Genomic DNA, 22703 nt, shown 5'->3' on the forward strand with positions numbered 1-22703 from the left:
ATTAGAAAACTAAATAAATACTTACTTCCCGCCATCGCTTATTACTTTCCTGTTATTAAATACTTTTAGAATACTTTTATCGTAATCAGGAGACAAAATATCCTCTTCAGTAAAGCTGGTCATATATACTTTTTGTTCACCTGTGCGATTGTAATCATAGGTGATGTATATAGTCCCGTCTGGCGTTTGCTGACCGTCCGGGTAAGACACTGACGGTCGTTCATCTAACAATAAACCATTTGACCAATTCTCTCCGTCATCCTTTGAAATGAAAGCCATTAAATGAGAGCGACCGGTGCGTACGGAAATGGGGCCATGTTTGACCAAAAGTAAATTGCCGGAATTCAATTTTCGGATAAAAAAACGAGCACTGGGATGTTCCACCTCCGAATTTTTCATATCACTCCAGGTTTTTCCTACATCGGTTGAAAAACTTTCCCCAATCCCTGCTTTGGTCCGGATCCACATCCAAAGGGAATGGTCATCTTTTTCAATGATCATGTGTTCATCAAATGTGCGGATATCTTCGGGAATATGACATTCGCCTTTTACCTTCCATGTTTTTCCCTGATCGGTGGAGCTTACTAATTTTGCACTGTTGTCGGTCAGGAACCAGGTGGAAACCGGCAATATCCATTCTCCGTCAGATAATACCGTGGGCTTGCACATCATTACTCCTTCCGCTAATCTTCGGGGGGAAGACCATTCCGGCATTGGATTATCACCGTCATTGGTGGTAATAGCCCATACCCCCGCAATATGTCCTTCCATTTCTACCTGGATCTTCTGGCTTATTCCCTGTGCCCAAAAGACCCATAGTTTACCATTGGGGTCTACCCATACCTCGGGATCGAATGTCCGAACAGGTCCGCCACTGTCAGGGTCAATAACCAAAACTTCATTCCATGAATTGCCGTTGTCATTGCTGTTAGCCACTACTACATAATTATTATGATCTTCTCCGGGAGTGGTTCCGGCATACCAGACAGCCCAGATGTGTCCACCTTTAGTCACGGCGAGACTCGAAATCCCGGTGAATCGGCGGCTGTCGGGAGAGTACTTATAATACAGGCCCGGATCTTTAATGAGTTTTGGTGAGTTTAGAAATAGGTTTTGATTCTCCTGAGAGATAAGGGTGTTTGTAGGACCTGAGATTATCAGGTAAATGACCGCACTTATGAAGAGTATTTTTTTCATTTTGATGATTTTTCTAATTTATTTAATGTTTTATTGTTCATTAGTAATTTCTGACAGGGGTTCTATGTTGGATTCATAACCCACATATCCTATATTTTGATTGATTCTTCCTCCATTATTGGCATCAATGGCAGATTGAGGAATGGGCCAAAGGACATGGTATGGATTAATTTTGTATTCAAATTGTTCCCAAATTCTCCCTACATTATAAAATTCATTCTTTTCTATTACCCTATCATACCAATAATTCTTTTCATGAAAATTATTAAGTGAGTAGCCATCAAGATTATTTTCTGCTAATATAAAGGCTATTCTTGTCAGTTCACATTTTCTAGGTTCTTCAATATATAATTCTCTGGCCCGCTCGTCTAAAATATAATTTAAAGTTACGTCTTGTTCCGAAATTAAGGGAGCATGTGCTCGATCTCTCACTTTATTGATATCATCCGCAGCATTGGCCAAATCTCCCTTCCAATAATACGCTTCGGCTCTTAATAAATATGTTTCCGCTAATCGAAAAACATACCAATCGCTATTTCCACCTGTAGGCTTTTGGGGGCTTAATTCATCTGGAACATTCACTTTGTAATATGGCCACGGATACCAGGCTCTCACTGAATCCTGAGGATTACTATCCGAAAAATCAACAGGTTGTCCAAAATAATCAGAATCCGGATTATTGATTAATATTTTATCAGTTGAAACCCAATTTGTGTCCTCATCATGCCTCAAATCAGCCCCACAATCTACCCAAATATCAAAATTAGAATAATTACAAGGTCTAAACATTCCTACCCCTCTGCCAAACTTTAAAATTTGTGGATCCCAGTTTGGGTCAACGCATGCTCTTTTCCCATCAGGATCCTTTAACCAACTGGCGTGACTCCACCAAGGTGTATATACTCTCATAGTATGTGTACCACTTGTTTGTGCACCTGGAAACCCAAATTTATCCTGCACGACTAAAATCCCTTCCGTGTTTGTTGACGCACTTTTATTCTCTTTCTGATGTAAATCCCAAATAACATTTAATTTTTCATTACTAGAAAAGGCACCAAACCGATCAGTCATTAAGGAGTATTTCCCATTATCAATAATCTCTGAAGCCGAATTAACTGCCTGATCAAACTTACTATTCGCTAAATACACCTTGGTAAGTAAATGATTTGCTGCAGCTCTATTGATTTTACCTGGATCTACATCTTCAGGTAACCATTGAATAGCAAACTCTAGATCCGCCTCAATTTTATTAAGAATCGCATCCCTAGAATGGGTCGTAAAATCATTTTTGGGACTGGTATGTTCGATATTAATAAATGGAACATCTCCAAATTGATGTACCAATCGATAATACCAATATGCTCTATGAAAATAAGCTTCAGATAAAATAGAATTTTTATCTGCCTCAGATTCCCATTCAGGGTTATCTATTCTGGAGATAACAACATTAGCATCACGTATAGGACTCCAAGCAACTTCCCAGTTTCTATATTCAGTCCATGCACCTACTTGAGTCGGGTTGGAAAATAAATCATGATTAATCACCATGTCTTGTCTTTGTTCTCCTGCTACGCCAATATCGGAAGAAATAAGTTCAAGTGTTAAAGGCATGGGATTATTACCATAAAAATCTGCGCGAAGATCCTTTCTCAAACTAAGTAAGACGGATTCCATTCCCACTTTATTAACATAAATATTCTCGGGCGTATTTATGGACAACGGTTTAGGCTCTAGCCAATCATCCTCGCAACCGGAAAGTAAACAACTAAGAAAGAAAATAAAGCTATATATGTGTAATGATTTCATTTTATTCAATTGAAGATTAAAGATTTAAATTTAAGCCCATGCTAAAAATCTTAGGCATCGGCGATTCACCAGACTCGGGATCCCAATGATCCCACTTTGTAAGAGTTACAAAATTTCTAAAATTGACAAATACTTTCATATTATTAATGACTGTTCCCTCCAGGTGATTTGTCAATGAATAGGATAAAGAAACATCCTGAAGCCTTACAAAGGAACTATTTTTCCACACTTTGAAGGGTGCATTTTTTTCTGTATCCAATCTAGCATATTCAGTTGCAGTATTATTTGGTGTCCAATATGGTACTTTATAAATATTCCTTCGATCAATCCAAGAAGAATTTTCATCAATTGAATTTATTCTATAAAAATCGAGGTCTGCTCTTACAAAGAAGGACAAATTAAAATCGTTAAATATTCTCAAATCATTCCGAAATCCCAATCTGTATTGAGGCTTTTTATACCCTTGAAATACTTTATCATCCAAAGGCTGTAATACACCATCTTCATTTGTATCTTGAAGTTTAAAATCTCCTGGTCTTCTTCCATATAACAGAGCCTCATCCGATTCTTCTAATTTCCACAACCCCAAAATATTATACTCCCATATTCTATCGATACTTTGTCCGATAAACCAACTATTTGAAATATCATCTGCTTCTCTTTGCCCAATTACATTTCCATTCTCATCTAATACATCGACTAAATCACCATACAGTTCAGTAATTTTATTTCTATTAGCTGAAAAAACAACACCTGTCTCCCATGACAATTTATTTGGTATGTTTAATACTCTCGAATTAAGAATTATTTCAATGCCCTTATTCTGAAGTTCACCTAAGTTAGAAGCGACACTTGAATACCCTATAATATCGGGCAAAGTCCTATCTAACAGCAAATCATTTGTTATCATATCGTAATAATCTATGGAACCATACAAATGATCATCAAAGGCACTAAAATCCAATCCGAAATTATACGCTTCAGTTCTCTCCCATCTAAGTCCCCTATTGGCCATTGAACTACTATGGACACCTGTTGCCAAGTTATTTCCATATATATATTGTACAGTTGTTAATTTCGCAAAGGCATCATATCTGCCTATATCTCTATTACCGTTTATTCCCCAAGATGCCCTTACCTTCAAATAATCAAGCCAATTAACATTGAAAAATTCCTCTTCTGAAAGTCTCCAAGCAGTAGCAATTGAGGGGAATGCGGCATATGGATTTGCTCCCCCAAAAGCTGAATATCCATCTCTTCTATAGGTCAATGTCAACAAGTATTTGTTAAACATAGAATAATTAATACGCCCCATTAAGGCATTTCCGGTACTGTATTCATCATTACTACTCAAAGAAGGGTTAACCCCTGCAGAAATAGAATGATAGCCTAGCGCATCAGAAGGCGCAAATTGGGAATTAGTCAGTCTGTCGCTCCAATCTTGGTACTTCTCTAAGTTAAATAAAAACGTTGCGTCAATTTTATGGTTTTCCATAAATTCCTTATTCCATTTGACAATATTGTCAATCTGCCATTCATAAACTGAGCTATTGTTTCTCTCACCATATCCATTGTTTGGTCCACCTCTAGGAGTTTCAATAGGATCGAATAAGTAATTCCTATTCCAAGAGAACCGATTGGTATAAGACGCTTGGTAAGAAATATTAAAAGGTAATTGTACTGTTGCCGAAGTATTGGCAAAGAGTGATTGTACTTTATTGTAGACATCTCTATACTCGTAATAAATAAGAGGGTTGCTTGAAACGATTTCTTCGTGGGTAAACCATTCCATTCTACCTTGATCATCGTAAATTTGTCCAAAAGGACTACCTGTAATTGCACTACCTAATGAAGCTGATTGAAATCCCTGATTTCTGTCAGCATATTGTGCATTTACAGAAATCTTTAAAAAACTACTGACATCAGCATCCACATTAATTCTACTGCGAACGGTTTTAAACTGGTCTCCCTTCAAATATCCGTTATTGTTCGTATGTCCTGCTGACCAGAAATATCGAACTTTTGAACTTCCACCGGAGATACTAAAATCATAATCTTGTCTCAACCCATTTTGAAGTACTTCGTCAAGCCAATTTATGGTTTTTCCTTCATTATAATTTTTCTTCTCCGTCCCTGTCAAAGTCAACCTATTGAGCCACATATCTATTGGGTCATCAGAGGGTGTTGCATCAAAATTTTTCCATTCTTCTACAGAAAGATTAGATGGAAGATTATTAGGGTTAGTATAATAATATTCCGGCCTATCGCCATATATTAATGAAAACATATTCCCTCTCGCTTCTAAATATTCATCTGGACCCAAAGGCTCCATCACATTCGTTAATCCAACCACACCGAATTTTGTGGAAAAGTTAATTTGGGGTTTGCCTTCCGCCCCTCTTTTGGTAGTTACAATGATCACTCCTGAAGCTGATCTTGCTCCATATATAGCAGCGGAACTCGCATCTTTAAGAATATCAATTGAAGCAATATCTGATGGATTGATATCGCTCAGACTTCCATTATAAATTACACCATCCAATACGATAAGTGGATTATTATTGGCTTTTAGTGAAGTTTGCCCTCTAATTTCCATGCCTCCGCCACCGGCTGCAGATGTACCCTGATTGGAATTAAATCCAGCTACAGTTCCGTTGAGCATTTCTATAAAATTGGTTGTAGGTTGAGTCTCATATTTAGAAGCATCTAATCTTTGGACAGCACCCGTTAAGTCACTTTTCTTTTGAGTACCATATCCCACTACAATGACTTCATCAAGCATTTCGGAATTCGGGATTAATTCAATTGTAAAAATATTGTTATCATTGACTGGGATATCTTGAATCTGATACCCAATGTATGAAAATTGGAGTATGCCATCAGGATTTACATCTTCCAATTCAAATTTTCCATCAAAATCTGTTGCCGTTCCTTTATCAGTTCCTTTTACTAATACGTTGACACCTATTAGGGCTTCCCCTTCTTGATCTGTAACCGTACCATTAACGGTATTTTGTGAAAAAAGGCTGCTGCTGATCCCTATGACCAGGATTAATGGAATAATCAACCTTTTAAACCATTTCCATTTTACTGATTTGTAATCTCCCATAGTGTTTTTGATTTTAAATTCGTTGTTTTCAACTTCAAAAAAATTTAATTGTATTTATATTTTCTATTGTACTTTATTCAGAAGCAGGATATTCATGACACAAATAGTATTTTCTGCTTTCATCTTCATGAATCCTGGGAAATCTTTCTCCGGATTCGGTGAGGAAGAAATTGTCATTTTGGTCGTCATTGACGCTTGATATTTCACTGCTGAGTGTATACCGTTTCCCATCATGAGAAATTCCAGTACCTTCTTCTCCCCAAAATTGATGTATGTACCAAGGGGGGATATTTATACTCCTTCCCGGGATAAGCCGAATAATTTCTCCCGGCTCAATTCGTTTGGTACAACCATCTACCTGAACTGTAAATGACTTTTTGCTCGGGAAACCCGATTCATCAGCTTTTGTCAATTGCACAAGAATGTTTCCTCCGGCACGACAGATTATATCTTCGCGCTTACTCTTGTGATAGTGTGCCGGAGCTCGCTGATTTTCAGGGTCAATTAACAATTTCTCTGCATATTCCTTGGGATAATGTTTGTTGCCTGGTCTTCCATTTCTTACAGTAAAAAGTACACGTCCAATATTTTCAAAATCCTTACTTCCAAAATCGGTAACATCCCAACCCAACATACATTCCCGGATTTCATCATATTCCTGATCGGCATTTTTCCAATCCAAACATCTCCATTGTGCGAATGGTGGAAGTGGAAACCCTAGCGTATCAATTAAATGGAGCGCGTCGTCGATACTTTTGTTTATTATTGACCGGGTTAAATTACCGGATTGGTTAACCGTATTCATACTAATATATTATTCCAGTATTAAATGATAGAAAGAAAACAATGTAGGTGTCAAAATATTTAACTAATTAATGCCTTGTTTGTAATCAAAATGTCTAAAAATTTATTTCAATAGCAAATATTAAGCTTTTGTTGTTTTAGAAATAACGCTATATTCGCCATTGATAACACAATATTTTCTAAGTGCAATTATGTTTTGATAAAATAAAACAAGTAGAATTATGAAACCTATTTTAATGCGTCACTGCGAACCCAGAAATGAATCATTCAAAGTTTGGAGGAATGGTGATCCGTATATACATAATCCCTGGCACTATCATCCTGAATATGAGATTACCTATATTCATAGAGGACGAGGCACGTTGTTTATTGGTGATAGGATGGAGAACTACGATCAAAATGATATAATTCTCATTGGACCTAATCTTCCGCATGAACTGCGAAGTGATATTCGAAAGAATCCGGACCTCTACTCAGAAAGTATCTCAGCTCATTTTCAACATCATTTTATAGGTGAGTCCTTTTACAATTTACCAGAAGTTACCAAACTCAATGAACTGCTTGATAAAACAAAAAGAGGTGTACGTGTAACGGACTCTTTTACTCAAAGCTACATTAAGGAAAAGCTTATTATGTTACCAGAAACAACGGGGTTGAAAAGAATTGTGAAGCTACTTCAAATCCTTGAAAGGATATCGGAATCTCCGGGTCTTATCCCTTTGTCTAGTACCAGTTTTATGCAATCCATTGATGCAGATCAGGATCATCGAATTAACTTGGTATATGAGTATGTTATGCAGAATTTTAAAGAATCTATATCCATAGCTGAAGTTGCAGAGCTTATCAATATGACCAATACTTCTTTCTGCCGTTTTTTTAAAGAAAGGACTAATAAGTCATTTGTCAATTATTTAAATGAGATCCGGGTAGGCTATGCGTGCAAACTTCTTTTGGAAGGTGAACTTTCTATATCCCAGATTGCATACCATAGTGGATTCGGTAATGTTTCGTATTTTAATAAGCAGTTTAAAAAAATAAAAGGAACGACACCAACAGAGTATTTAGAGGATTTTTTAGAGAAGAATAGTGCGTGATAAGCGAACTTTTGGTCATAAAAATAATTTAACAATTATTAGTGGTTATCTCATCAATCGGGTTTGTATTATATTAGTTTTTAATATTGGTGAAGCAAAAGAATAGTAATAAAACTTGTGGAAATGGTTCTGGAAGGAAAGGAGGTTGTCATAGAGAAGCGTATCCATTCCTCTGGTGCGGTTATGGAATTTGAATTTTGGGAAAATAGTGAATGGATAATGATTATTTTAGCATAATATATTGTAATATTTTAAATTATCCATTTATGAAGTATGTAGTCTCTATTGTTTTCTTTCTCCTCTTTTCCCATTTATTAGTTCAAGCACAGGACTATACCTGGTTCAATCCCGCCGAGAACTCTTCCTTTCAAATACTTTCACAGGGCTGGAGTACTAATGACCTCAAGAATCCATATGATAGACTGCCTTCTTCTGCTGAGGGAAAAGTGCGGGAAGCAGTGTGGAATCTTTCACGACATGCAGCAGGTATAACCATCCGTTTCGCTTCAGACGCACCGGGAATTAAAGTGCGATATCAGGTTTCCGGGAATGTACAAATGCCCCATATGCCTGCGACAGGTGTTAGCGGAGTGGATTTGTATATGAAGAGTAATGAAACAAATGGCCAATTATGGTGTAAAGGCGGATATTCCTTTAAGGATACAATCGTATATACATTTGATGAATTAAATTCAATATGGAATGCTAAAAACTCACAGAAAGAATACGAATTATACCTACCACTGTATAATCATGTTGAGTGGATGGAAATCGGTATTCCTGAAGGATATGAAATCAATGCTGTACAACCTGTCAATACGAAACCAGTAGTGGTATATGGAACTTCGATCGCTCAGGGAGCTTGTGCTTCCCGCCCCGGTATGGCTTGGACATCTATTCTTCAGCGTAAAATTGAACGACCTGTCATCAATTTGGCATTTTCCGGAAATGGCCGGTTAGAACCGGAATTGATTGATTATATATCGGAGATAGAAGCTTCTGCATATATATTGGATTGTTTGCCCAATCTTACCAGTGAAAAATTATATCCGGAAGATGAATTAAAAAAGCGGATCCGCCGATCTGTTAATACATTAAAAGAAAAGCGTCCCAACACTCCTATATTATTAGTACAGCATGCGGGGTATTCAGATGCTGTGACCCGGAAAAGTAGATATGATACCGTGGAAAGGATTAATGCCGTTTTGAAGGAAATGTATCATACGTTTTTATCGGAAGGGATGAAAGATGTGTTCTTTCTTTCAAAAGATGAGATAAATATGTGCATGGATTGTACGGTGGACGGGACTCACCAGAATGATCTGGGAATGCAGTTGTACGGAAATGCTTATGGCAAAAAAGTGAGCGAGATACTGGAAGAGAGATAATTTTTACAGCTCTTGGAAAATTACCAAATTTCGTGAGATTAATGAGCGATATTTAAACGCTTTGTGTTAATACCAGAATCATTCATGAAATGCAAGAATTATTAGATAGGATGTAGATCCGGAGATTTTTAATGGTAAAACCTATACCCTGTAGATTAAGAATTACAGTAAAAACGATTTTGGAATATTTGGTAGCAGGAGATTTCGTTGTAATTTTTGTTCGACTTTTTCTCTTATGTAAATGATATGTATCAAATCCAAACACTTTAAGGCCCTGTAGGACTGTGCCACCACTAAAGCTAGGTTGATTTTCGGTCGACGAAGGAGGCAAGGCCTGCATTTAAGATAAAGCGTTAGGGATTTTCGAAACCTAAGACCTTCGAACTCATAAATTAGAAATATTGTTCAATTTATTTTTAATAATAAAAGATACGTGCGAAGGCAATCGACAAAATAGGTGGGAGCAGGAGCCTGCTATGAGCAAAAGCAATTAATTTGTCTTGAATTTTCATCCCTTTGTTTCAAGACAAAGGGATAAAAAAGGCAGTTGACTTCTTCCGAATCTTGATTTGTTACCATCAATTAATTTTGAAAAAGTAATACTCTTTCATTTTCGCCATCTGTCCCTATCTGGACATCTGCGTATCCATCGACGGAAGACACGAAAAGAAAATGAGAAATAACAATCAATATTTAGATTGTTATGTACTAATTGAACATATTAGTACATACCTCTTAAACATAAAAAACGTATTCTTACAAAGGATATAGACTCTTATCATAGACTGATTTTGTAAAATGATTTTGAGGCTCCTAAAATCGTTTCCTTTAAGATGGGAAACAGAATACTCAAAGAAATGCATCTTTTTTTTTAGATGCTTGGAACACCAATCATTATTTCAGGTTGTCACAAAGCAGGTTGGTCATAGCCCATTCTAACCAAATTGAACTAATAAATTAACACATCATTCCCAATGTTTTGGGAGCAAATTTCTGAGAAATCTTTCCCATTTTGGTAGCCATATTTATTTTTTAATGCTGATTATCATTATTTTATACATATATTAAATAAAATTATGAATTTTTTTCAATTTTAAGGTGTCCTTTTCTGCTATTTATCCATCTACATGACAAATTAACGATTCGGGATAAGAATGGAGCAAAGTGAAATAAATAGGTTGTTAAATAAAATAGCCGGAGGACAAGCTACGATAGAAGATCAAAATAAGATTTCACAATGGTTGAAAACATTGGATGATCAATCATTGGAAGAATTTATGGATCGGTATGAAGAAATTTTAAAAGTATATAAGTCAAAAAGGAAGGACAATAACTTACAAACCTTAATCGAAAACCGAATTTCAGATTATGAGCGTTCCAGAAAATTAATCAATCGAAGAAAGTCAAATTCTTTATTATCTATTGTAGGCAAGGTCGCTATCTTTATTTTTATCCTGGTTTTGGGCTATAGAATCAGTGTCTTTTTACAGGTTGCTGAGTCATCCCCGGAGCCAATAAATGCATTAGCTTCAAAAAATAATGGTTTAGAAAGTTTAAAAACAATATCACCGGGTGATAAGAGAGCTGTTATTATTTCTGAATCAGGGGCAGAGATTGCTTTGAATAGTTTGCAAATTGGTCAGTGGATTGATTTCGGTGGTGCCCGGATAAGAAAGAGTGGCGATGGAACGATAGAGTATGATCAAACAGCAAAAAATCCATTACAAAATATTCAACATACCATTAAAACGCCCATAGGGGGTGAATTTAATGTGGTTTTGTCGGATGGAACCCGGGTTTGGCTGAATTCGGCGTCTTCTATCAGCTTCCCGAATTGGTTCGATAGGAAGAGCAGGGATGTGTCTATAAATGGAGAAGTATATTTCGAGGTGACGAAACAAGTGTACAAATCTGAAGGGAAAGTTCCATTTACAGTCTATAGTAAGAATCAAAGGATTGAAGTTTTGGGCACTCAATTCAGTGTGTCTGCTTATGCCGATGCTGAAGAAGTAGCAACAGCATTAGTCGAGGGAAGTGTAAAGGTCTCTACTGACAAAGAAATTAAATTATTGGAAGCCGGGGAGAAAGTTGCGGTCAATAAGGAAGGAAATATTCGAACGGTTGTAGGTGCAGATGTAGAAAAATCAATTGCATGGACGCAAGGGTATTTCTATTTCGATGAAAAAAATGTATCAGAGATTTTTCAGGAATTGGAGCGATGGTATGATGTAGAATTTAAATTAGAAGGCAATCTTCCTGATGAGGGATTTGGTGGACGTGTTTCGAGAACAAAAAACCTTAGGGAGGTTCTTCACTTGTTGGAAATTACTGAGCTGGTGAAGTTTGAAGTGGATGAAGACCTGATTATTGTCCGCAAAGGTTTATGATAGTAGTAGTGGAGATATAGAATTTAATTTTAGATAATTAATTACAGTAATATGGAATATAGGTGTTGTAATACCAGCTCCAGGGTTGGTAAAGGGTGGCATCGAGTATATCAACTCTTTGTGTCCATTAACAGGAACTGGTTCGTAAGCTATTTACATTTTCGTAAGATGAGGTATATTGCCTTTTCTATAATATTCTTTGCCTTCCAGGCAGTAGCCTCCGGATGGAGTCAAAATGTGTCTTTTTCTTTCGAGAATGCAGATTTGAAGAAAGTTTTTGATGAAATTCAGAAACAGTCGGACTTTGATATAATTTATCCTTCTGTTTTCTTGAAAAGAGCGAATCCGGTCACTGTTAGGGTAGAAAATAAGCCACTTTCTGAAGTGTTGCAGTTGTGTTTTGTTAATCAGCCTTTCACTTATGTAGTTGAAGATAGCGCCATTGTAATTAAGAGATTTGATAGAGATAATACTTCGCAAAGACTTCGTTCCAGAAATTTAAATATCGACAGGTCATATTCAGCAATTGATACTTTACGAGGAGTGGTGAGTAATAGAGAAGGGGAACCCTTGATAGGCGTGAATGTGAAATTGAAAAAGCAGGTAAAAGGTACTATTACTGACTTTGACGGTAAATTTGTGTTGGCAAATATCAATGCAGGTGATACGCTGGTTTTTTCATATGTGGGATATACTTCCAAAGAAATTAACGTTACCGGTACTCGTAGTGAAATCAATGTGGTGTTACTAGAAGATGCCCAGACGATAGAAGAAGTTGTGGTAGTTGGTTATGGAATTCAAAAGAAGGTTTCTGTAACTGGTTCAGTAACTTCAGTAGATGAAAAGGAACTTAAAAAAAGTTCTTCTGCTTCCTTAGCAAGTGCGTTGGCCGGTAGACTTTCAGGGCTCACGACAATACAAACCGGTGGAGGACAGCCGGGTAGGGATGATCCTACCATGTATCTGAGAGGAGCAGCTACCACCAATGGACAAAGTCCTTTGATATTGATTGATGGTGTGCCCAGGGATAATATCAGAACCCTGGATGCCAATGAGGTAGAATCGGTATCCATTCTAAAAGATGCTTCTGCAACGGCCGTTTTTGGTGTTAGAGGAGCTAATGGTGTTATATTAATTACAACTAAGCGAGGAGAAGAAGGTAAAATGGATTTGAATATCAGCCTGGATCAAAGCCTTACTTCTTTTACGCGTGAGCCTGAGCGAATTCACTCAGAAGAATATATGAGAATCCGGAATGAAGCAGCAAAAAACGATGGGATAGTAGATGCGCCGTTTCCGGAAGATGTAATACAAAAATACATGGATCCATTGGCTGGTTTAGACCCGAGTGACCCTGACTTCGAAGAAAAGGCAAGGATACGGAATTATTTATATCCCGATCACGATTATTACAGGGAATATATTTCGCGATATACCCCGCAAACCAGGGTCAATGTAAATGCTAGTGGAGGTACTGAGAAAGTACAATATTTTGTTAATGGCGGTTTTTTACACCAGGGAGGAAATTTGAAAACTGAACCAGCGTCTGAACTTGGATATGATCCATCGTCGTGGATGGATAGATTTAATTTTCGAGCTAATCTCGATTATCAGGTAACTTCAAATTTAAAATCCTTTCTGAACATCGGAAGTTATATAGAAAAGGTCAATATGCCTTCCGCTGATCTATATGGAGGAGGCGATACCAGATGGATGATTACGGATCTTATGTATCAGGCACAGACGATTTTGCCTATTACCCCAGGTCCTGTGACTATTGATGGTTTTGGAGTAGAACCGGGACAGATCGTTGATCCCGGGTACCTTGATCGATCGGCATTTGAAATTATGAACAGAATGGGATATCGTCGGGAAGTAAGATCAAATCTTAATTCTACCCTGGGACTGGAATGGGACTTGGGAGAATCAATAACCCGGGGATTAAGTATAAAAGGCATGGTCTCTTATGATGCACGGGCTACCACAGCTATGCAAGGGAGTAAAAGAGAAAGGTTGTTCCTGGCAGATGTGAACTATGATACTGATGAATTAAGTTATGCCATAAAAAGAAATGATGAATCATTATTGTCATTGGTAAAAGGTGCAGATTCCCGATATAGTATAAATCTGCAAGGTTCCATAAATTATAATCGCACTTTTAATAATGTTCATAGCGTAGGGGGAATGATTTTGGCTCAAAGAGATTATTGGGAATCTACTATTGGAGAAATCCCCTATAACGTTTTGGGAGTTGCCGGTAGGGCAACATATGCCTATGATAATCGATATTTAGCTGAATTCAATTTGGGTTACAATGGGTCAGAGCAATTTGCGCCCAGTCAACGTTTTGGCTTTTTTCCGGCGGTCTCAATTGGGTGGGTGGTGAGTCAGGAAAAATTTCTAAGGAATAGTGATTTAATTACAAATCTAAAACTTCGGGCTTCAGTAGGTAGAGTAGGTAATGATAAAATAGGTAGTGCACGTTTTCTGTATCAAAGTGATATTACGATTGGTGGAGGGCCACTTGGAAGTCTGGGCCGGGGTCAGGGTGTAAACCAGGGACTATTGGGCAACCCAAACATTACCTGGGAGTTGGCTGAAAAACAAAATTATGGATTGGATGTGGAATTCAATAGTGAATTGAGTTTAGCATTGGATTACTTTTTAGAGGACAGGACAGATATTTTGATTTCCCGGGGAACAGTACCGCAATTTCAGGGCGTTCCTTTAGGTAATATACCCAAGGTGAATTTAGGTGAGGTAGAGAATAAAGGATTTGAGGTGGAGCTTTCTTATAATAAAATTGTCACTAATAATATAGATTTTCAGGTTAGGGGAAATCTGGGTTTTAACAAAAATAATGTAGTGTTTCTCGATGAGCCTATAAGAGATGAAACATATGCGTATAGGTACAGATCAACGGGGTATCCTTTAGGACAAAATTGGGGATATAAAATTGATTACACTAATGGAAATGGAATTTTCAATTCCAGCGAAGAATTAGAATCATACCTTTCCAGCACTGTATACGGATTTGGCGACCCCCGGGTTGGGGATTTTATTTATCAGGACCTCAATGAGGACGGGGTGATAAATGATAAGGATCAGGCACCAATTGGATTTTCGAGTATCCCCGGACTTACGTATGGGATTTCCTTGACTGTCCGTCTTGGAGCCTTTGACTTTTCGACCTTTTTTCAGGGAGTTGGCAGGTATTCCGGACATTTTGCAAATCAAGGTGTTTATGAATATACAAAACAGGGAACATATTTTGATTATCACAAAACAGCCTGGACACCGGAAAGATATGCCAATGGAGAGGAGATTACATACCCTGCCCTGAGTACAAGGAGCACGACCAATCACGTGGCCAATGACTTCTTTATAATGGACCGATCCTACACCCGGTTGCGCAATGTTGAACTGGCATATACGCTTCCACCCAATGTTCTTCAGGTATTAGGTGTCAAATCATTAAGAGTGTATGCCGGAGGCCAAAACCTATTTACCTGGGATAATATGGAAATGGGGCATTTAGATCCGGAGGTTAGCTCGCCAATTGGATATCCCATTACAAAGATGATTAATATGGGGCTAAATATTTCTTTCTAATCATTCATAACGAATAAATTATGAAAACTAATAGACTATATATATTATTTGCACTAATGGGTGCTTTTGTTCTCCAAAGTTGCAATGATGTTTTGGATATGGCTCCGGATGGTAAATTAAGTATTGACGAAGTATTTTCAGATCCGGATCAAACGGGAGCTTTCCTCAATTCGTGTTATAATAATATGCCTGCAAAGGGAAACCGGTATTTTTTTTGGAGTCGTGGTCCGGTAGTATGGAGCGATGAAGCCTGGGATACAGATGCAGAAGCTGAGCCGTGGATTATGGCGGGGAGAATGTATAATGGTGATGCTTCTCCTGCGAATCATCCTATAGTAAACATTAGTGCTGAAGCGGGAAATGGTGATTACTGGAACCGGTATTGGAACTCCATTCGAAATTGTGCAATATTTATCAACAAGATTGAAAGCGCAGCAGTAGATAGTGAGGCTGATCGAAATAGGTGGAAAGCTGAAGCGCATGCATTAAGGGCTTATTATTACTCAGAATTGTTGAAATGGTACGGAACAGGACTTCCCATAGTAAGAGAGTCGTATCAGTTGGAGGATGATTTTGCCGAAGTGGAAAAACCATCATATTATGAGGTAGTTCAATTCATTATTGAAGATTGTAATGCTGCGTTGAATACAAGTGAGTTTCCCTGGAGGATTACTATCGGAAGTGAGGCCGGAAGAGTAACAAAGGCATTTGCAGAAGCAATAAAATCAAAAATGATATTGTTTGCAGCCAGTCCCTTATATTCGGATGGACAGGATCACTGGGAAGAAGCTTATCAAATTAATAAAACTTCGCTGGAAAATCTCAGGTCAAATGGTTATGAATTATATAACACGGTAAATTATCCCCAGACCTACCTTTCTGATGTAGCATTTATTGGACCCGATAAAAATGAATATTCAGCTTTATACAATGAATACTTTACTCAACAAATGGCTTATTCCTCTGACCCTGTGGATAAAGAAACTATCTATCAGAGTATCCATGGTCAGGGGAATACATGGAATATAGATGGCATTGGTGCTCAGGATGGCTATAAAACAGGGACATGTCCTTCCCAGGAAATGATAGATGCTTATGAAACCGAAAATGGTCAAACCATCCTGGACCTGTCTGTGCCATATTTAGATGACCAGCATCTGGAGCCTAATTACAATGAAGATAATACTATGTATGATCCGCAAAATCCTTATGAAAATAGGGACCCCAGGTTTTATGCTTCAATATATTATAATGGTTCCCAGAGGAAATGTTTTTGGAATTTTGCTGAAACTCCGGAGTCCCACGAAAATTTTCCCGGTCCTGTGGGGAACAGAACCAGAATTATTTCTACCTATATCGGTGAACCACAGACCGGAATACATGAAACAGTAAGGAAGGCGACAAGGACAGGATATTTTCAAAGAAAATTTCTACACCCTAACTCTGGTTCAGACAATCCGGTTCCCGGAGCCAATTGGAAATTATTTCGATTGGGAGAGATAATCTTAAATTTTGCTGAGGCTGCTGTAGAAGCAGGACATTTGGAGGAAGCAGTAGCTGCCGTTAACGATATAAGAGCTAGAGTAGGCATGCCTTCTATTCCGTCGGGATTATCGAAGGAGGAATTGAGATTAAGAGTCAGGCATGAAAGGAGGGTCGAGTTGGCATTTGAAGAAACCCGGTATTTCGATGTTCGCCGCTGGACTTCTCCGGGCGGAAATTTATCATCGACAGACCAATGGATAACGGCTATGGAAATTACAAGGAATGTGAATGGTTCTTTTGAATATAATCGAAAGACAGTAAGAGATGGGGAACGGAAGTGTTTTACGAATAAATTTTTGAGAGTGCCTATTCCTTTAAACGAAGTCAATCGGATGATTTCAATTAAAGGTGAGGATTGGCAGAATCCGGGATGGTAATTTGGATCAATGTTGAATTTAATTAAGATAGATTGTATGAAATATATAACAATGAATCAATTTTGTCGATGCGTAATTTTATTAACTCTTGGTTTATTGCCTTTATTATCCAATGGCCAGGATAACCTGGTGAAAATTGATGGATTAGTCCAAAGTGAATTTGGTGAAGTATTGGAAGGAGTTGTTGTCAGAAGCGAAAATGATAGGACAGAAACTACAACTGATGAGAATGGAGAATTTACGATTGAGTTGGACATTGAAAATTCAAAATTGATATTTTACAAACCGGGGTACCTGGGTAAAGAAATAGAAATTGAAGGAATTGATCATGTTGAAATAAGTTTGTCAAAAGATGTCCATAATAAAGAAGAAATTATTGATTTCGGGTATTATTCCCAAAGGCGAGAGTCTATTGGAGAGTCTGTATCCACTACTAGAGGTGAAGAATTGGCGGGGGTTCCCGTAGCCAATTTGAGTATGACTTTTGCCGGTAAACTAGCAGGATTGCAAACACAGGAAACATATTCCGAATTGTCCCGGGCTCGTAACTCTCTTTGGATAAGGGGTGCTTCTGTGGCTCGAAACGTTGATCCCCTGGTCGTTATTGATGGGATAATTACTTCGTATAATAGTGCGCAAACCCTGGAATATATATCTGCCGGTGAAATTGAATCAATTTCAGTTTTAAAGGATGCCACTGCACAGGCTCTTTACGGAATTCAGGGGGGGAATGGTGTGATCGTAATTAAAACAAAAAGAGGACACAAGGGGAAATTGAAAATACAGACGAGACTGGACCAGTCATTTCAACAGGCCGCCTATACACCCACTATTTACTCGTCTGCGGAATATGCGCGAATGAGAAACCAGGCTGCTTTAAATGACGGATTGGGATCTAATTATCTTTTTTCCGATCAGGCTCTAAGAAATTTTGAATCTGGCGAAAGCACTGAACTTTACCCCAATAACAATTGGTACGATTATTTTGTCAAGGATATTGCATCAATGCAAAGGCTTGGAGTCAATGTTAGTGGGGGAAATGATAAAGTGGTTTTTTACTCTAATGTCAATCTCATGCACCAGGGAGGTTATTTTAATACAGATCAGGAGCGATATGATCCTAATCCCAGGAATATATGGGTGAACTATCGTTCTAATGTGGATATGTTCCTAAACAAATATTTAAAGGCATATGTTCGATTAAGCGGGAACATTAAAAGAGAACATACACCGGGGGTAGGAAATGAGACTATTTACAGTAGTATATTTGATCTCGCTCCTTCTGTTTATGGTCCGCTAACGCCAGAGGTTGTAGATCCGGGGAGTGGAGAAATTATTGATGAAGGTGGAGAAGTGGTGACAACTGAAAGAATTCAGTCACCAACGTACGGAATGCTCAATAGAACCGGTTATGTTAATCATACGGTCACGAATATCAATTCACAGTTTGGATTGAATTTGGATTTGGCTTTCCTCACAAAAGGATTGTCCCTTGAAGGGGTATTTGCTTATCAGACTAATTCGGTTGGATCATTAAGTACAACGCAAGATTATGAGAGATGGATCCGTACCAATGATTTTGAAAATCTTGAATTTATTAAGAAAGGAGGAGAATTAAACACTCCTTTATCCTATGGTAAAAGCCATCAATACTATTATCATATTACCTATAGAGGAATTTTAAATTATGCAAGAAATTTTGGTGAGCATGAAATTGGAGGTGTAGCCTACGGAGTTTATCAAAATTTGACAAAAGCAGATGTCACCCCCCCTAATTTGTTACCCTATAATCGGATTAGTTCCGGTTTTATGGGACGATACGGTTTTGATAACCGATATTTCGTCAAAGCCGTTTTGGGATATTCGGGTTCCGAACAATATCCAAGCAATACCCGGTTTACCATTACTCCAGCTGTATCCTTGAATTGGAATATAAGTAATGAGGTATTTATGAAAGAAATCGACTGGCTTTCTAACCTTAGTTTGAGGGGTTCTGTTGGTAAAACGGCTAATGATCAAAGCGGCCTTGCCCGGTACCCCTATCTTGACAATGTAACACTTCAGGGAGGAGGTCCAATAGGTTCCTTACAGTATCTTATTAATGAAAATCAGGTAGGAAATCCAAATATCGAGGCGGAAGTAGCTGTAAAACAAAATATTGGGTTAGAAATTGGCCTCTGGGAAGAGTTGTCTTTTTCGATAGATGTCTTTAAAGAAAAATTGAATAATATGGTTGTACGGGCCAACGCTACTATCCCGTTGTATCAGGGAATTCCCCTCAATAATTATCCGATAGTCAATACCGGGGTATTCGAAAACAAGGGGTATGAATTGGCAGTAAATTACAGGAAGACGGTTACTTCAGACTTTTCATTTACTATAGGTGGGTTTTTCACCGATGTTAAAAATACTGTGGTTAATTCCAATGAAACGCAAAGAGCGGATGATTATGTTTATGGCAAAAGAATTGATGGCTTTCCGTTTGGACAGGAATTTGGATATCTGGTAGATTATAGCAATGGGAATGGATTTTTTAATTCGCAAGAAGAGCTTGAAAATGCCAATTTGGATTATGCTATAGGTACTCCGCGTGTGGGGGATTTGATTTTTAAAGATCTCAATAATGATGGGACGATTGATGAGCGGGATGAAGCTCCTATCGGAGTAGGCTCTGTGCCACGAATATCTTATGCGATTGTGGGTGGAGTATCCATAAAGTCATTTGATATTAAGCTACACTTCCAGGGAGTAGGTCAATATTATTCAATTATCGGTGGAAGAGGTATTTGGGAAACGAGTTCCGATGGTGTTTTTGGAGAACTTCACAGAAATGCCTGGACCCAGGAACGTTATGACAATGGGGAAACCATTACCTGGCCTGCTTTGTCATTATCACAATCAGTCAATCATGTAGCTAATGATTTTGTGAGTTTTGATCGATCATATCTTCGGTTGAGAAATATAGAACTTGGATATTCTTTACCTGAAAATGTATTGAAGAGTTTGTCTATCAATACATTGAGATTGTCTTTTAATGGCTTAAACTTACTTACGTGGGACAAAATGAAGGTGAGTGACTTTGGACCTGAAGGGGGCCAATTTGGCTCGTTCCCGGTGTATAAAGTGTATTCACTGGGGCTGAATATTGAATTTTAAGTAAAAATTACGGAAACATGAAAATTATAAATATCTCTACAATCATATTTACGTTGGTGTTTTTATTCATTATGTCCGGGTGTAAGGATTTATTGGAATTACCTTCCGATGGTCGTATTACTATGGATGATGTTTTTAATGATTATAACCGGACGAGGGGATATCTCAATTCTTGTTATGGGTATTGCCCGGCTCCCTACATGGATCGTTCATCCTATACGGATGAGGCTCAAGACGCTGATGACATAACTCCCGGATCCAGATACAGTATTTGGTATGACGGAAATATAACGCCGACTAATTTTTCTTCATATTCTGCTGATGGCAGTCCATGGGGACAACTATATGAAGGGATTCGTAAGTGCAATGTATTTCTCGCAAATATTGAAGATGCAACGGTTTTTGCTTCCGAAGAAGAAAAAGAAGGATGGAAAGCACAGGCACGTACGCTTAGGGCTTTGTATTATCTCCAGTTGATTAAGAGATACGGAGCAGTTCCGATTATTGAAGAGCCTTTACCCATTGATTATAACTTTTCTATAGATGATCGAAGTACATTTTCGGAGGTCGTACAATTTATTGTTGCGGATTGTGACCGGGCATTGGAAGCTCCCGATACAAGAGAAGGGTTTCCTTGGGAGGTTTATGAAAATCAGTTCCAGATAATGACCCGTGCTGTAGCCTATGCCATTAAGTCCCAGGCGGTGACGTATGCTGCGAGTGAATTGTGGTCGGATGGGACCTATGACTGGAATGATGCCACAGAAGTGAACCTTGAAGCATTAACCCAATGTCTGAATAATGACTACGAATTGTTTAGTGAAGAACCGGATCCTGATTTTGCCCAAAACGCATACGCTTTGTATTTTTTGACGAGTTCGAATGACCAGCGGAGTGTCGATAAAGAAACCATTTATCAGGTAGGTGGACAAATGGAAGTTTGGAAGTTTGCCGGATTACCTACGACTCCTGGTATGGAGAAAGCCGGACCATGCCCTACCCAGGGATTAATTGACAGTTACGAAATGGCTAATGGCGAAACACCCATTACCGGGTATTCTGACGAATCAAATCTCGAACCAATTATAAATACATCCTCAGGATATGATCCGGCGAATCCATATGAAGGAAGAGATCCCAGGTTTTATGCTTCAATTTACTACAATGGTGCCCCCAGGAATTTGAGTGAATCCAGGGATGACGAATATTCCCAGGAGCTCCAGACCCAAACAGCTAACCAATTAAGCGTTACAGAGGAAGATGACTTTTATGATATTGTTACGACGGGAGGTGATCCTTATATCTTTTTCTCTGAATTGGAAGAAGGATTAGAAGATCCCCCTTCGACTACTCTTACATTCCAGTACAAAAGTGCAACTGCCCTGTCAGGATTGCAAATATTTTTTGGGCCTGCATTAGCTGAAAACCGGTCTATTCGACCTGAAGACATACCAGCGTCTCAAGATTGGCAAGAATATACCCTGGATATTACTTCACCAGTCGGTGATTTTGATTGGGGGAATCCGGGTGATTTTTTACGTGTAGATTTCGGAGGAATGGCAGGGATTCAATTCCAAATTCGAAATATTTCAATTAATGTAAAAAGTATTGCTTCGACCATTGAAACGTATGTAGATGGTGCAGAGGGTATTTCAATGTTAAATCGAAAACATACGAGAACAGGATATTACCTGAGGAAATTTAATAATTATCGATCAGGGTTAAATAATAATGCCGATGGATCCATCCGGTTATTGAGATTGGGTGAGTTGTATTTGAATTTTGCAGAATCTGCTTATCAGTCAGATGGACCTGATGCCGTTTTGGAAAAAAATGGCATTTCACTGAGCGCGCGAGATGCTGTTAACGCAGTAAGAGCACGGGTGGGAATGCCGGGTTTCCCCGAAGGAATGAATATTGATGAGTTTGAAAAAAAATATAGAAATGAGCGGAGGATTGAATTGGCTTTTGAAGAGCACCGGTATTTTGATGTGAGGCGATGGAATGTGCTGAGTGAGACTGACAAATTTGTTACGGGCATGAGGATTGAAAATACAGGAAGTAGTTTTACGTTCAACCGGTTTAAATTTCCAGATAGACATTGTGTAAGTGATAAATATTTGCGTTACCCGATCGACCAGGCTGAAGTAAATAAAATGCTCGGGCATACGGGAGATAGTTGGCAAAATCCCGGATGGTAGTTCAAGGCAAATTGGGATCCCCTTATT

The 22703-nt window shown here is 38.3% G+C and carries 11 protein-coding genes; 7 read left to right on the forward strand and 4 right to left on the reverse strand.

Annotated features, from left to right (window positions below):
* Positions 1–21 precede the first annotated feature (21 nt).
* From LVD47_RS11555 to LVD47_RS11570, 4 genes are all read right to left on the reverse strand, one after another.
* Positions 22–1197, reverse strand: coding sequence for a sialidase family protein (locus LVD47_RS11555; protein ID WP_236976075.1), 1176 nt, complete (start codon positions 1195–1197; stop codon positions 22–24).
* Between the two features lie 30 nt (positions 1198–1227).
* The gene (locus LVD47_RS11560; RefSeq protein ID WP_236976076.1) at positions 1228–3003 is read right to left on the reverse strand and encodes a RagB/SusD family nutrient uptake outer membrane protein; all 1776 of its coding nucleotides are present in this window, start codon (positions 3001–3003) and stop codon (positions 1228–1230) included.
* Positions 3004–3019: 16 nt separating this feature from the next.
* Entirely contained in the window at positions 3020–6112 is a 3093-nt protein-coding gene (locus tag LVD47_RS11565; protein ID WP_236976077.1) for a SusC/RagA family TonB-linked outer membrane protein, read from the reverse strand.
* Positions 6113–6185: 73 nt separating this feature from the next.
* Positions 6186–6917, reverse strand: coding sequence for a D-lyxose/D-mannose family sugar isomerase (locus LVD47_RS11570; RefSeq protein ID WP_236976078.1), 732 nt, complete (start codon positions 6915–6917; stop codon positions 6186–6188).
* Between the two features lie 220 nt (positions 6918–7137).
* Between LVD47_RS11570 and LVD47_RS11575 the strand changes: the two genes are divergently transcribed.
* The 7 genes from LVD47_RS11575 to LVD47_RS11605 all read left to right on the forward strand — a co-directional run bounded on the left by LVD47_RS11575 (position 7138) and on the right by LVD47_RS11605 (position 22676).
* The gene (locus LVD47_RS11575) at positions 7138–8010 is read left to right on the forward strand and encodes an AraC family transcriptional regulator (RefSeq protein WP_236976079.1); all 873 of its coding nucleotides are present in this window, start codon (positions 7138–7140) and stop codon (positions 8008–8010) included.
* 266 nt (positions 8011–8276) lie between these two features.
* Positions 8277–9398, forward strand: coding sequence for an SGNH/GDSL hydrolase family protein (locus tag LVD47_RS11580; protein WP_236976081.1), 1122 nt, complete (start codon positions 8277–8279; stop codon positions 9396–9398).
* 1178 nt (positions 9399–10576) lie between these two features.
* On the forward strand, positions 10577–11785 hold the full coding sequence (locus tag LVD47_RS11585) for a FecR family protein (RefSeq protein ID WP_236976083.1): 1209 nt from the start codon (positions 10577–10579) through the stop codon (positions 11783–11785).
* 168 nt (positions 11786–11953) lie between these two features.
* Positions 11954–15397 (forward strand): TonB-dependent receptor, encoded by a 3444-nt coding sequence (locus tag LVD47_RS11590; protein ID WP_236976085.1) that lies wholly within the window; start codon positions 11954–11956, stop codon positions 15395–15397.
* A 20-nt stretch (positions 15398–15417) separates the two neighbouring features.
* Positions 15418–17319, forward strand: coding sequence for a RagB/SusD family nutrient uptake outer membrane protein (locus LVD47_RS11595; protein ID WP_236976087.1), 1902 nt, complete (start codon positions 15418–15420; stop codon positions 17317–17319).
* Positions 17320–17370: 51 nt separating this feature from the next.
* Positions 17371–20475, forward strand: coding sequence for a SusC/RagA family TonB-linked outer membrane protein (locus LVD47_RS11600; RefSeq protein ID WP_236976089.1), 3105 nt, complete (start codon positions 17371–17373; stop codon positions 20473–20475).
* Positions 20476–20492: 17 nt separating this feature from the next.
* Entirely contained in the window at positions 20493–22676 is a 2184-nt protein-coding gene (locus LVD47_RS11605; protein WP_236976091.1) for a RagB/SusD family nutrient uptake outer membrane protein, read from the forward strand.
* Positions 22677–22703: the final 27 nt, after the last annotated feature.

The sequence above is a fragment of the Membranihabitans maritimus genome (genome assembly GCF_021729145.1).
GTDB lineage: Bacteria > Bacteroidota > Bacteroidia > Chitinophagales > Saprospiraceae > Membranihabitans > Membranihabitans maritimus.